Source organism: Clostridium punense, assembly GCF_017874425.1.
Classification (GTDB): Bacteria; Bacillota; Clostridia; order Clostridiales; family Clostridiaceae; genus Clostridium_J; species Clostridium_J punense.
The window spans coordinates 1-14,149 of the sequence record NZ_JAGGLL010000021.1 but is presented as its reverse complement, the minus strand read 5'-3'; the positions used below and the strand labels follow the sequence as shown (position 1 = coordinate 14,149).

Sequence of the window (14,149 nt, the reverse complement as noted above, 5' to 3'; positions counted from 1 at the left end):
TTCAGGTGGAAATAAGACATAGTGGTAGATAAGTGTGAACTACAGATTATTTATATTAGACGGTGCAATGTTATTATAAGAAAATATGGAAAGTTAGTTAGAGGTAATATTCATAACATTATCAAGTTAAGGAATAGGAGGCAGTAAAATGAACTATCAAATAAGGCAAGCAACAGCTGAGGATATTCGCTCTGCTCTTGACCTTGCACTACGTGTATTTATGGAATATGACTCGCTGGACTATGGCCCAGAGCACACAGAACGTATGCGCTTATCTATTGAAGAAAGAATTGCAAATCCTGATATTTATCTTTCGGGTAACCGCCTGATGTTTGTTGCTTTGGATGACAAAAAAGTCATTGGCATCATCGAGACATACGGAAACAATTGAATCTCTTTGATGTTTGTTGACAGTGATTATCAACGTCAAGGTATTGCAACCGACTTGATGAGCAGAATGGTTTGTGAGCTGAAGATAAGCGGTTTTAATAAAATTGTGTTAAATTCTTCACCAAATGGTTTGTTATTTTATAAACATTTTGGATTTACAATTATTGAAACAGAAAAAAACATTAATACTCCTTGGAAAACACCAATGTCATACAACCTAAATGAAATATGAGATGTCATAGATGAAAATAGCAACAAAACTTGGTGACTTCACGAGCAAGGTAGATCAATTAATTGTGCAAATAACGATTTTTCACATTAGCACCTAATAAGCATAATCTACAGTAAACTTAATACAAAATATTTTTATAGAAAGACACACTTGCAATCTAAGTCGAAGTAAATAAAATCCGTATATCGAAAAAGTATAAATTTGTATTTATTAGAAGGAGGTAGTATGAGTATAAATAGTAAAGAGATGGTAAAACTTATTGACTTGAAGCCTGTGAATAGCAGAATAGATTATGAGGTTTTAGAAACATTCCAATGTAATGGATACAGAAGGGAACTTATTCAATATTTCGTACATGGACGTAAAAACAGTGCCTTTTTGCTTTTGCCAGATGGAGAAGGAAAGCACCCAGCAGTTTTAATAAATCATCAACATAACAGAGAAAGAAATCTTGGCAAGAGTGAAGTTTGCGGTCTTGCTGGGAATCCTCTTCAAGCATTTGGTCCTGCACTTGCACAGAGGGGATTTGTTGTCATCGCGCCAGATTCATTGTGTTTTGAGGATAGAAGAGTTAATGCCTCAGGAATCAATAAAAATGATGAAGATGATGACTGGCAGCATTTTCTTACAATGTGCTACGGAATACTCACAGGTGAGACTCTGGCAAAAACAGTAATTGAAGATGCAATAGGAGCAATCAGTGTGTTAAATGGATTGGATTGCGTTGATTATAATAAAATAGGTTGTTTAGGCCATTCATATGGAGGTAATACAACGATTTACCTTACTGCATTTGATAAAAGAATACATTATGCTTGTGCTAGCGGTAGTGCCGCAACATTTAGAAACAGAATTAAGAACAATGTTGGTATTGAAATGGCAAGTGTTATACCAAATTTTATGAGATATTATGATATTGATGATGTAGTATGCGAGATTTGCCCAACTAAATTTCTAATTGTATCAGCAACAGAAGATAAATACTCCAAAGATGCAATGGATATCTATAAAAAGGCAGAAAAGGAATATAAAAAATGTAATGCAGGGCAACAAATTAGTATTAAACAATATGAAGGTGGTCATGCACTTACATCAGAAAGATTTAATTATATAGTTGACTGGATTATTGAGGCTGCAAAATAAACATAGCAGTTTAATTAATTCGTAATCTTCTTAAGGTGTTCATTTATTGCAAGCTTAATAACCTGTGAACTAGGTTGAAAAATCAATAAAAATTTAATCAGAAACTGCAGTGCTAAAGAGTGCACTTAGTATTATATTTTTTTGCTGTACCCTTACTAAGACCTACTATGATTAGAATAGCTTCCAGTTCATATTGCCCTTTTAGGGAAAAATACAAATTGGAAGCTATAGAGTAAATAGGACTTTATTTTATTATGGTTTACTTAACATGACATTTATAATTGATTCTTATTATTTTTTGCATAAAACTTTAGAGCTTCTCCAATAAACTTAGATGCACCACTGCCATATTTATTATCCAGAGTTTTAATTAAAATAGGTTCTGATAAATACTGGTCTGCTTGGTAGCTCCAATAATTTTCTCCTACTTCTACTTTTAAGACTTCATGTTGCCTTTGTGTCTCATCTACTATATGAGAAATAATTTCTTGGGCTTCCTTTGATAAAGGGTTTTTACTTAAGTCCGCAGTAAGGTTTTTATATAGCTTGTCTAATTTAGGTTCATAATCTCCCAAATAAGCTTTTAAAGCTTTTCCAATAAAATTAGATGTACCACTACCATATTTTTTATCAACTTCTTCTATCCACATAGGAAATACTAAGAAAAGTTGTACTATAGTATACCAATAATCTTCTCCCATGTCAGCTCTAAAAACCTCATAATCCTTTTTAGTTGTATTAGTTATTTCATTAGCAATTTATTGAATTTCCTTTGAAGAAGGATCTTTACTTAAGTCAGCTACAAGAGTTTTAAATAATTCTTTTAACCTTGGGTGATTGTCACAAAGAAAATCCTTTTTAAACTCATCAATTTGTGCTGCTTTAGTTATTACCACACTATTATTCAAGTTTTTCTTTACAGCATCAGTATACTTTTCTATACTTCCATATTCCTCCAAAGCCATGTTCACAAGCTTTGCTTCCTTAGATTTTATTATTTCAATGATTTCATCAAATTTATCTATACTTCCCCACTGACTAATTACTTTGTCACTATTTTCATTCTTAAATTCCTCTAGTATATTATAATATTCGCTCATATCAAATTCTCTAAAGCTCATTGTATTTTCTCCTTTTAAGGTTTTATCTATAAGCTCTACCAAACCATTTAATCTATTCCGTTTTATAAGGAGTAGTTTTTTTTGATTTTCAAGAGCCTGCATTTTATCAAAATGTGGACCATCCATAATTTCTTTAACTTGTTTTAGTGGTATATCAAGTTCTTTAAAAAATAAAATTTGTTGTAGGGTTAAAAGAGCTTCATTGTCATAAAGTCTGTAGCCTGCATCTGTAACAGCACTTGGTTTTAATAATCCAATTTCATCGTAGTAATGCAGCATGCGCACACTTATCCCTGTAAGGTCCGAAACTTGTTTTACTGTTCTCATGTACATACCTCCAAGTTTAAAATTAAGATGAGAATATCACCTAATACTCTGCCGGCTATGAGTTTTAGCTTATATCTTCAACCTTTATTTTTATATTACACTATGACATCATGTGAGGGTCAACACTTAAAGAAATTATATTGCTAGGTAATTATTTCTGAAAGTATAAATAACTCGAATTAAGTATTAAATACATTTCTTCAATTCATGTGTTTTCTATTTAAGTTTAAATTGAATAAAAAAACACATGAAAACTTAAAAGCTTCATAAAAATGATCTAAAACAAGCTATAAAGTTATTGTAGATTTAATGGGTAACTATATAATTAGTATAAGCTATTTATTAGGGTACAGAGTTATATCTTAACCTATAAGTGAGTCCTACGGTGGTTACCTTAAGAGATTGTGGATATGATTAAGTTACAATTCAATCACGAAACCATATAGGGGAGTCCATAAATATATATAAATGCTAACAATGAATCATCTCTTACTATATAAAAGTATATAAATAACTAAGTACCGAAGAGATAATTTTTACTATGGGAGATAATTATGAGGAAAATATGATAAATGAACAAAAATAGGACAACTTCTTTTAAAAAGATCTATCCACGAGAAAGATTGTATTGTAAAGCAAAAATTATTTATATCGATGGGGGAAAAATAGATGAATGATATTTTAAATGAATGCGACAATGCTTCAAATGAATGGCTAGAATCTTTAAAAATTAATCAAGTTAGAACAGATATATTAATACCAGAGACATTAAAAATTCTTGGTGATATAAACGAGAAAAGAATACTTGACTTAGGGTGTGGAGAAGGTGGATATTCGAGATTATTTGCAAGTAAAGGAGCTATAGTAATAGGAGTAGACTATTGCGAAAACTTAATCAATGAAGCATTAAAACAAAACCAGGCTAAGGAAATTGAATATTATGTAAGAGATGCTTGTTTTTTAGAAGGAATTGAAGATGAAAAATTTGATTTCGTTGTATCAGCCATGTGTTTAATGGCAGTAGAAAATCTTGAAGCGGCTATAAAGGAAGCTTATCGTGTATTAAAACCAGGTGGTGAATTTTTAATTTCTATTTTGCATCCATGTTTTGGATTAAAAGATTATTTTAATGAAGGTCCATATCAAGAAATGTTAAGTGAACATTTAGGGAAACCAATTACTTTTTGGCATAAAACATTAAGCACTACAATCAATTGTATGCTAAATGTTGGATTTAATTTGAGACTATTATACGAGCCGCAACTTTCTAATGATAGCTCCAGTGTACCAAAAATATTACTCTTAAAATTTAACAAATAACTCTTGATACGTGATAACTATAAAATAAGAATAGTTAGAAGTTTTTCACTTCGCTTTCTTCTTAAGGTGTTCATTTACTATAAGTTTAAGAACCGGAAGATAAGTTAAAAAACAATAGGAATTCGAGGAGGAACTGCAGTGCTTAGGAGCATATTTAATATTGTATTTTTTGCTATAGAACTATTAGGGCTTACCATGATAGGTATTGCAATTCTCAGATTTAAGAAAACACTAAAAGAACACAGAAAAATAAGTGACGATGACTTAATATCTGATGGTGAAAAACTGGTTCAGAATAAAAGTATTAAAATTCTAATTATAGGCATCTTAATATTTTTAGTAACCATGGTAATGAAGTTTGTATTATTTTTATTTATGTAAATAGGCATGTAAAAAAACTTATGGGTTTATAAGGTTTTTTAAATAGCCGTAATCTTAGGGTTTCTTACTGAGTTATGGTTAAAGTTATAAAAAACAAAACAGTTTAATTTATGAAAGGAAAAATTCAGATGGAGTTTAATTTAAAATACATGGTAGTTTTTAACACTATAATTTTATTAAGCTGTATAGCACTTATAGCAGGAGCTTCAAGAATATCTTATTATTTTGGTAGGAAGAATTTAAGACTTTATAAAATATCAAAGAATGCGAACGGATGTATTGGATATTTTGTAAATGCCAAAGTCCAATCGAAAGTTACTTTGCTGTTTAAATGTAGTTTTTCTTTCTTAGCATCTATGTTCTACTTTATTGCAATTCCTTTCTATATTTATTACATGGTAGTTCCAGCAGTTAAGGATATTCCTAGTTTAATGAAAAACAATTATGAATACACAGTTGGTACAATTTATAATATTCAAGAGGCAAAAAGTAGTAATATCATATTTATTTATGATTTAAAGCTTTATGAAGCAAAGTTATTTATAAAGGGAAAATTAAAATCTGGTAAAAAATATAGGATTGACTATTTAAATAACACTAAGCAGTGCGTTGGGTTTGAAGAAGTTCAATAAATTAATAAAAATTATTAATAGCCTCTTAGTGAAAATATACTAGTGTTAAATTAAAAGAATTTTATATCGTTGGAGGGAATATTATGTCAGTAATGAACAAAGTAGAAAATGTGAAAGAACAATATAAAGATGGTAGTAACCTATCAATAAGAACTAAATTACATGATAAATACAGTACAAATAAGCAAGGTTTTTTTCCTTGGCTTTTTGAAAAATATGAGTTTCCAAAGGGGTGCCGCATATTAGAATTAGGCTGTGGAAATGGTGCTCAATGGGAAAAGGAAATTCATAAGCTTCCTGAGGATTGCACTTTAGTTTTATCGGATTTTTCAGAGGGCATGGTAAAAGCAGTTTGGGAAAAGTATTCAAGTAGAACTAATATGTTAGCACAAAAGGTGGACATTCAGAATATACCATTCCCAGATAATTGCTTTGACGTTGTCATAGCAAATCACATGTTATATCATGTGCCAGATTTATCAAAAGCACTATCTGAGGTTAACAGGGTACTTAAAAGTGGTGGGAAGTTTTATTCAGCAACAAATGGAAATGGAGGTATGAGACCATTTCTTAGAGATGCATTTAAAAAGGTTAATCCAAAACTGAATTCCTTTACAGAAAACTTTACTTTCAATCTGCAAAATGGGAAGGAAATATTAAGTAAGCATTTTGATGAAGTTGAAAGATATGATTATGAAGATTCCTTAGCTATCACAGAAACTCAAGATCTAGTAGATTGGCTAAAATCTACCATTACTATAGCACATTATACTGAAAATGATTTGCATGGCTTCTATGACTACTTTGAAGAAATAAGACAAAAAGAAGGGTCCATAAATATTCCCAAGGAAACTGGGTTATTTATTTCTACAAAGAAATAGCACCTCTTTTCAAAGCTAATTTTAGTTAGGTTGGTGACATATATGAACCAATATAATTCTACTGAAATAATTAAAATAGTATTTTTTTCTGGAACAGGAAGTACTGGTGAAGTTGCAGGTACTTTCCAAAGGCTCTTAGAAGCACAAGAAAAAAAAGTTATAGTACATGAACTTAACAGTAGAAATACAATAACCAATGATAAAGAAGATATGCTGATAATTTTATATCCAGTTCATGCTTGTAATGCCCCTGAAGCAGTTTACGAATATATTAAAACCGTTGACAAGGTAGAGAAAAAGCCAGCAGTAGTAATATCTGTTTCAGGTGGAGGAGAAATTACTCCTAACACTGCCAGTAGATTACATTGCATTAAACGACTAGAAAATAAGGGGTTCCAGGTTATATATGAAAAAATGATTGTTATGCCTAGTAATTGGATAATTCGAACTGTTGATGGATTATCAATAAGATTACTTGAAGTTCTTCCAAATAGAATTGAGAAAATAATTAGTGATTTATCCAAGGGAATCACACGAAGAACAAAACCTAATTTAATCAATAAATTTTTTTCTAATTTAGGAGAACTAGAAAAGTATGGTGCAAGGTATTGCGGTAAGAGAATAAAAGTAAATGAAAATTGTAATGGGTGTGGATGGTGTGAAAAAAATTGCCCAAGAACAAACATAACAATTATAAATTCTACACCACAGTTTAGCAATAAATGCTTACTATGCCTAAAATGTATTTATGGATGTCCTAAGAGGGCTTTAACTCCAGGTATAGGAAAATTTATTGTAATCAAAGAAGGATATAATTTGGACAAGATTAAAAAATGTACTAATAAAGACCAAATCGATTCTATTGATGAACTGGCAAAAGGGTACTTATATAAAGGAATTAAAGAGTATTTGCTGGAAAATCAATAGTTTTTTATAAAGACTAATTTATTAGTTACAAGAAGCGTAGGTAGGATACTACTAGCATCAAGAGTTTAGGTTTGTATTATAAAGATAACCAGGGACTAAAAAAAACTATAATACTAGCATATGGAGCTAATATATAAATTAAGGGTGGAATGATGTTGAAGGATAGATTTAAGTTGATAACTATTTATATTTTCATGTATTTAATATCTATTGTTGGTTCCTTGTTTTTTGATGTCAAAGAAACATACCATACTAATGAAAGTGCTGTGGTTGTGGTGATTATAAGTTTATTAACATTTATAATTCTGTCTAAGGCATGGAGAATAGAAAGAATTGCAATAATAAACTTTTTAATTGTCATCCTAATATTTTGTTTACCTATCATTATAGACATTGAATATATAACATCCTTTTTTTATCAAAGCACACCTAATCCAACAATTTTTCCAGAGATAATTATAACAGTAGATTCCATACTATTTATCCCCTTTGTGATGATGCTAGATATTATGCATAACCAATTGCATATTACTAACAGTTTTGTTATAAGGGGATTATATCTTGCTATTTTATTAGGGCTTATTTATATTAAATTTACTATCTCATTTCTAGAAAACAAAAGTAGGAATTAAATTATGCAACCTACCTTGGTTCTGTTAAGAACATTGAAGCTGTCCATTTTCCAGTCTTCAATTTAAAGATGAGGAAGAAATAATGGAATTAGTGGAAAAACAAAATAAAGTATTTACTAGTGGATATTCTGTGGAAGATTTAAAAAGTTTAAAGAACAACACTGAGTGGTTTAGTATAGCAGCTAAACACAAAGGGGAGATTGTAGGTAATATTGTCATAGTTATAAAAGAAGATGAAGTAGAAGGTAAGTATGGCTGGGTAGACGACTTATTTGTTTCGAAAGAATGGAGAAAATATGGTATTGGAAGAAATCTAATTCTAAAAGCACTTAACGAACTAATAGCTTTAGGCATTAAAGAGTCAAGATTAGAAGTGTGGAGTGATAATAAAAGGGCATTATCAGTTTATGAAAGTATAGGCTATAAACTTTATAAGCAGACAGAGTGTGCAATTGGAATGTTCCTTTAAGATTTAAGGTTCCAATCAAATTCAGCACAGAATTATTTATGAGATATAAACATAATAGCCTTATATGGTAATGTATGAGAGTATATGGCAATTAAATCACTGTAAAAATCTATTATGGGAGTTAGGTGGGAATTTATGATAAATAAAGAGATGATAGAAAAAATTAGAAAGAATATAGAAAACCACTTGAAGGAAGATAACACATTTAGTGGTCAATTATTAGTTTCTATTAAAGGTGAAAAAGTAATAAGTAAAGGCTTGGGGATGGCAAATTATGAACTTGGAGTTCCCAACACAAATAATACAAAATTTAGGATTTGTTCTATAACTAAGCAATTTACAGCTGTCTTAGTAATGCAATTAGTTGAAAAAGATTTATTAAGTCTAGAGGATACCTTAGATAAATATATTGAAGATTATCCTAAAGGAGATAAGATAACAATTCATCATCTGTTAACTCATACATCAGGCATACCTGATTATACTGATGGTGAAGAATATGAGAGAATATTTAAAAGAACCAGTCACACTGTTGAAGACCTTATTAATCATTTTAAAGGCTTGGCTTATGAATTTGAACCAGGAGAAAAGTTTTCATATTCAAACTCTGGATATACTTTATTAGCATACATAATAGAAAAAATAACTAATAAGAGCTATGAAGAGAATCTCCAAGAAAATATTTTTCATAAACTATCAATGATGGATTCAGGGATAGATAACCATAGAAAGATAATTTATGGAAGAGTTAGTGGGTATTGTTTCAATGAGGATGGCGCTAAAATAAACTGTGATTTTGGGGATATGAGTAGATATCATGGGTCAGGAGAAATTTATTCAACTATAGAAGATTTATATTTATGGAATGATGGTTTATACAAGGGAAAAGTAATTAGTGAGGAATCTCTAAATAAAATGCTTAGTAAACAAGCAAAGATGGATGAAGATACTTACTATGGATATGGACTTATTGTAAGTGACATGGAGATGGGTGGAAAGACACGTAGATTAGTGTATCATGACGGTTCTATGCCAGGATTTCTTACATGTAACTCTGTGTGGGATGGGGATATCCAGATAATTATTTTAAACAATGTATATAACTTCGATTACTTGAATGAGTATATAGATAAAATAGAAGGAATTATTTTTGATGAAATATAATTACCGCTAAAGGAAGATCCCTTTGTAGATTTTGGAACAGAAATATTGGCAAAGTTCAATGTGTTTGGGGATGAAGATGAAAAGAAAGGTTATGCAAGGTCTTACAAAGGAGAAAAATGTATTTGTGGAATATTTTGCAGAAGAAGCTTCCTTATAAAGTTATTGGGATTATAAAAGGTATAAAATAGAGAGAGTTTAAAGGGGATAACCAAACATGAAATTTGAGAATTTTATATACCAACGAGTAGATATAAAAGAAACTGAGAATAAAGTTAATGAGTTAATAAACAAAATAAATGAAGCTAATTCTTTTGAAACACAATGCTTAATAATAGATGAAATTAATAATATTAGAAATGAGTTTACATCAATGAGAGTATTAAGCGAGTTAAGAAGTAACTTAGGAGTAGATAAGGAATTTTATAGTGAGGAAATGGATTACTATGCTGATGCCGAACCTATTTTAGAGGATTTAGTTTGTGACTACTATAAAGCTTTAAATAGCTCAAAGTTTAAATCTCTACTTAAAGAAAAGTATGGAGATCATCTATTTAACTTAGCGGAAATGAAGACAAAGTGTATCTCAAAAGACATAATAGAGGATTTACAACAGGAAAAAAAGTTGATAATAGAATATGTTAAATTAGGGCAGTCTTTTAAGACAAAATTTCAAGGAGAAGAACTTGGAAGATGGGATTTTGATAAGTATATATGCTCTGAAGATAGAGAAATGAGAAAGCGAGCTTATGAGGCTCAAACACAAATATATATAGAACATGAAGAAGAAATGCAAGAAATATTTAATAAATTTGTAAAGCTAAGAAATAATATGGCCATAAAAATGGGATATGAAAATTTTGTTGATATGGGATATGCACGAATGAATAGGATTGGCTATGATAAAGAAATGATAACTAATTTTAGAAAGCAAATATTAGAATATGTTGTACCATTGAACAAAGAATTGATGGAAAGACAAGCTAAAAGGTTGAATGTGGAAAATATAAGATATTATGATGAATCAATATTTTTCTTAAGTGGTAATCCTCTGTTAAAAGGGGACGAGAAGTCAATTATAAAGAAAACCCAAAAGATGTATGAGGAATTGTCATTAGAAACAAATGAATTCTTTAAATATATTTGTGAGAGAAATCTTTTTGATATTGAAAAAAGAGATGGAAAGGATGAGGGGGGATTTTGTGAGTATATCCCCAAATACTCTGCACCATTTATATACTGCGTATACAAAGGAACTATAGAAGATTTCAATGTATTTACCCATGAAGTTGGACATGCCTTTCAACATTATTTATGCAGAAATTATAAAATACCAGAGTATTTAACAGCAACTGAAGATATATCAGAGATTCATTCTATGACCATGGAATTTTTAACTGAACCTTGGGTAGAGGACTTTTTTGAGGAAGATGGAGAAAAATATAAATTCTCTCATATGTGCAGTGCATTATTTTTATTAGCTTACATTGCTGTAGTTGATGAATTTCAACATTTTGTTTATGAAAAGCCTGAAGCTTCATATGAAGAGAGAAATAGTTTCTGGAGAGAACTTGAAAAGAAATATATTCCTTATAGGGACTATGAAGAAAATAGTTTTTTAGATAGAGGCGGATTCTGGTTACGTCAATCACACATTTTCTGGGGGCCTTTTTATTATATAGATTATGGATTAGCACAGTTTGTTGCATTTAATTTCTGGAGTAAAGCTAAGAAAAATAGAGATAAAGCTTGGGAAGATTATATGAAGGTATGTAGTGCAGGGGGAAGTAAGTCCTTTATGGAGGTTATTAGATTAGGAAACTTAGAAAATCCTTTTAAAGAAGGAAGTATTGAATCTATCATAAAATCTATTAGAGAATGGATACTTGAAGCTGAAGTTAACTTAGTCTAACTTATGAATAATAAATATTTTTAGAGGTATATCAAAACATTTTACAAATGAATTTGTTTTGATATACCTCTTTTTATTATGGGGTTTATAAGGTTCAACCATAATCATGATAGAATATAAATAAAGGTAAGAATTCATAGAATGGTGAATGCTTCGATTTTTCTTAAAGATCCCATTGATATAATAAATAAAAGAGACTATGTCAGCTTAGAAATTACTTTCTATTTTGAACTAGCCTCTTTTGTTTTTGTTTATGAACTATCTTTAAAAGATAGTCTATTAAGTAATCTTAGAATTACTTTTTTATTGAATGATTTTGAATCTTAGGTATATTTTAACAAAAATCCTATGATAAAATATACTATAATTAGTAAAAAAATTTTGAGTTAAATAATACATAGACCACCATAAAAAATATAGATTTTTTTGTATTTAAAAGGAGGAAGAATAAATGAGAGAGATTGTAAGAAGTGATGTAAGCGAGGAATGGGCACATTCTGGTATAGTTGAAGCAGGAGATTTTGCTTTTATAAATTACTGCGTTGGTAATATTGGACAGCCTGTTGAGAATCAAATTAATGGTGCCTTTGACCATTTAGAAGAAAGACTAAAATCAATTGGCTTAACTTTAGAGTCAGTGGTAAAAATTGATTGTTTGTTTAGAGATGTTTGGAATATTCCTGTGTTAGAAAAGGTAATTAAAGAGAGATTTAATGGCAAGTACCCTGCAAGAAAATCCATACAAACAGAATTTGCACATCGTGGTGGAGAAGATGGGCTTCACTTTCAACTTGATGCTATAGCATTTAAGGGGTAGTTGTTGACTCATAAAGAGATGATCAGTGGGTACTTAGACACTATTATATAAATAGTTTCATTTATCTGAGGTTTTTAAGGTGAATAAATAAGGGCAATTTATCTAAGAAACTTCTAAAACCCGCATAAACACTATATCTTCTTATCTTCTTTTATTGATATCAATACTTCTTGATATCAATATTTCTTATTTTCAAGTAGTGTTAGTATAATTTTATGGACACAAGTTTAGATAACAAGTTAATATAAAGTTGTTGAAAGGAAGTGTCCGTATGAGGAGTAGAGGTAAGAGATATACAGATGATTTTAAGAAAATGTTAATAGAGGTATATAACTCAGGCAAGCCAGTGCTTGAGTTATGCAGCGAATATGGTGTAACAAGCGCAACATTATATAAATGGCTTAAGAATCCACCTACCAATGAATCAAAAAAGCCTATAATTAAAATTGATAATAAGCCAAAGGCTGTGGATAATGACAAAGAGTTACTTAAGCTTCAAAAGGAAAATGAACGCATTAAAGAGGAAAATGAAATATTAAAAAAAGCTATCGCCATGTTCGCAAAGGAAGAGAATCCATATTAGATTTTATTAATGAAAATAAGGAGAACTATTCGGTTAAAACTATGTGTAAGGTGCTTGACATACCTCGAAGTACTTACTACAAGTTCCTTGATAAGACTCCAAGTAAGAGAGCTATTGAAAATCAAAAATACGAATCTGAGATACTTGCTATTTATAAAAAGAGTAGTGAGCGATATGGTGCACCCAAAATTCATAACATACTTACAAATCAGGGCTTTAATATAAGTATTAAGCGAGTTCAGAGACTTATGAAGAAGTTAAATATAGCATCAGTGGTTGTTAAACAATTTAGGCCATATAGTAGCAAGAGTGAAATCGTTGAAAGAAAAAATATACTACGTAGAGATTTCAGAACAAAAACAATCAACGAAAAGTGGGTAGGCGATATAACCTATATACACACAATAAAAAATGGCTGGTGTTACCTAGCTTCAGTTATGGATCTTCATACAAGAAAGATAGTTGGATATTCATTTGCAAAAACTATGGATACAAACTTAATTATTACAGCCTTAAGAAATGCTTATGAAACACAAAGGCCTAACGGCTCTCTTATTTTTCATTCTGATCTTGGAGCACAGTATACTAGCGAAGCGTTTATAGAGCAACTAAAAAGGTACAATATTACAGCCTCCTACAGCGGTAAGGGTTGTCCTTATGATAATGCGTGTATAGAGTCATTTCATTCTATCTTAAAGAAAGAAGAAGTTAATCGTGTAATATACTATGATTTTGCTGCCGCAAGGCTGGCGCTCTTTAAGTATATTGAGGGATGGTATAACAGACAAAGAATTCATGGTTCAATTGGTTATTTAACGCCTCAGGCTAAAGAAGATTTAGCTAAGGCGTCAAATTTATAAAAAAAGTGTCCAAAATATTGACCTAGGTCCACAAGAAGTATTGCTTTAAATATGTATTCTTATCAACATTTGTAGATATCAACGCAAGTAAAGGAAAAGTCTGTTATGAATGCTCATGCTGCGGAATTGAAATAAAAAAATGAAGAGTTTCCTTGCACCAAGTTTTATAAATTAAAATGAAATTCTAACATGATGCATATATATAAGCTTTATTTTAAAGGCAGCAATGTAAAGTAATAGGTAATATTTTATGCAAATATTAATTCCACCACTTTACAAGTAATTTAAAATTACCAAAAAATACAACGTACCAAACGCCTTCTAGATATCAATACTAATCTTGTGAACACCAATATTGATA

Annotated in this window: 15 protein-coding genes and 1 pseudogene; 14 read left to right on the top strand and 2 right to left on the bottom strand. The window is 30.3% G+C overall.

Translation table 11 applies throughout. The features are described from left to right. Positions 1 to 148: 148 nt before the first annotated feature. From J2Z44_RS13490 to J2Z44_RS13480, 3 genes are all read left to right on the top strand, one after another. Positions 149 to 391, top strand: coding sequence for a hypothetical protein (locus J2Z44_RS13490; RefSeq protein WP_021285636.1), 243 nt, complete (start codon positions 149 to 151; stop codon positions 389 to 391). 9 nt (positions 392 to 400) lie between these two features. Further along, entirely contained in the window at positions 401 to 622 is a 222-nt protein-coding gene (locus J2Z44_RS22075) for a GNAT family N-acetyltransferase (protein WP_021285637.1), read from the top strand. A 225-nt stretch (positions 623 to 847) separates the two neighbouring features. Continuing rightward, positions 848 to 1,765, top strand: a complete 918-nt coding sequence (locus tag J2Z44_RS13480) for an alpha/beta hydrolase (protein WP_021285638.1) — start codon at positions 848 to 850, stop codon at positions 1,763 to 1,765. A 275-nt stretch (positions 1,766 to 2,040) separates the two neighbouring features. Here the strand turns inward: J2Z44_RS13480 and J2Z44_RS13475 are convergent. Continuing rightward, positions 2,041 to 3,213 (bottom strand): annotated as a pseudogene (locus tag J2Z44_RS13475) (MerR family transcriptional regulator). A 669-nt stretch (positions 3,214 to 3,882) separates the two neighbouring features. Here J2Z44_RS13475 and J2Z44_RS13470 point away from each other — a divergent pair. The 5 genes from J2Z44_RS13470 (at position 3,883) to J2Z44_RS13450 (ending at position 7,354) form a co-directional block, all read left to right on the top strand. Then, positions 3,883 to 4,533: a class I SAM-dependent methyltransferase gene (locus J2Z44_RS13470; protein ID WP_021285642.1), complete on the top strand. Its 651-nt coding sequence runs from the start codon at positions 3,883 to 3,885 to the stop codon at positions 4,531 to 4,533. 138 nt (positions 4,534 to 4,671) lie between these two features. Beyond that, a complete protein-coding gene (locus J2Z44_RS13465) occupies positions 4,672 to 4,914 on the top strand; it encodes a hypothetical protein (RefSeq protein WP_021285643.1) in 243 nt (80 codons plus the stop codon). 128 nt (positions 4,915 to 5,042) lie between these two features. Beyond that, entirely contained in the window at positions 5,043 to 5,546 is a 504-nt protein-coding gene (locus J2Z44_RS13460; RefSeq protein WP_021285644.1) for a hypothetical protein, read from the top strand. Between the two features lie 83 nt (positions 5,547 to 5,629). Continuing rightward, positions 5,630 to 6,427, top strand: a complete 798-nt coding sequence (locus J2Z44_RS13455; RefSeq protein WP_021285645.1) for a class I SAM-dependent methyltransferase — start codon at positions 5,630 to 5,632, stop codon at positions 6,425 to 6,427. A 42-nt stretch (positions 6,428 to 6,469) separates the two neighbouring features. Next, the gene (locus J2Z44_RS13450; protein WP_021285646.1) at positions 6,470 to 7,354 is read left to right on the top strand and encodes an EFR1 family ferrodoxin; all 885 of its coding nucleotides are present in this window, start codon (positions 6,470 to 6,472) and stop codon (positions 7,352 to 7,354) included. Positions 7,355 to 7,538: 184 nt separating this feature from the next. Here the strand turns inward: J2Z44_RS13450 and J2Z44_RS13445 are convergent, their stop codons facing one another. Then, a complete protein-coding gene (locus J2Z44_RS13445) occupies positions 7,539 to 7,748 on the bottom strand; it encodes a hypothetical protein (RefSeq protein ID WP_209649665.1) in 210 nt (69 codons plus the stop codon). 320 nt (positions 7,749 to 8,068) lie between these two features. Here J2Z44_RS13445 and J2Z44_RS13440 point away from each other — a divergent pair, with 320 nt between their 5' ends. The 6 genes from J2Z44_RS13440 (at position 8,069) to J2Z44_RS13420 (ending at position 13,788) form a co-directional block, all read left to right on the top strand. Further along, on the top strand, positions 8,069 to 8,455 hold the full coding sequence (locus tag J2Z44_RS13440; RefSeq protein ID WP_021285648.1) for a GNAT family N-acetyltransferase: 387 nt from the start codon (positions 8,069 to 8,071) through the stop codon (positions 8,453 to 8,455). A 135-nt stretch (positions 8,456 to 8,590) separates the two neighbouring features. After that, entirely contained in the window at positions 8,591 to 9,619 is a 1,029-nt protein-coding gene (locus J2Z44_RS13435; RefSeq protein WP_021285649.1) for a serine hydrolase domain-containing protein, read from the top strand. 31 nt (positions 9,620 to 9,650) lie between these two features. Further along, positions 9,651 to 9,776, top strand: coding sequence for a hypothetical protein (locus J2Z44_RS21850; RefSeq protein ID WP_278245324.1), 126 nt, complete (start codon positions 9,651 to 9,653; stop codon positions 9,774 to 9,776). A gap of 57 nt (positions 9,777 to 9,833) precedes the next feature. Next, positions 9,834 to 11,528, top strand: coding sequence for a M3 family oligoendopeptidase (locus J2Z44_RS13430; protein WP_209649663.1), 1,695 nt, complete (start codon positions 9,834 to 9,836; stop codon positions 11,526 to 11,528). A gap of 451 nt (positions 11,529 to 11,979) precedes the next feature. Further along, positions 11,980 to 12,345 carry a RidA family protein gene (locus J2Z44_RS13425; protein WP_021285653.1) on the top strand — a complete coding sequence of 122 codons (366 nt, stop codon included), beginning with the start codon at positions 11,980 to 11,982 and terminating at the stop codon, positions 12,343 to 12,345. Positions 12,346 to 12,616: 271 nt separating this feature from the next. Beyond that, a protein-coding gene (locus J2Z44_RS13420; protein ID WP_152513312.1) for an IS3 family transposase occupies positions 12,617 to 13,788 on the top strand; the annotation gives its coding sequence in 2 pieces (ribosomal slippage) (positions 12,617 to 12,881 and positions 12,881 to 13,788; 1,173 coding nt in all). Positions 13,789 to 14,149 lie beyond the last annotated feature (361 nt).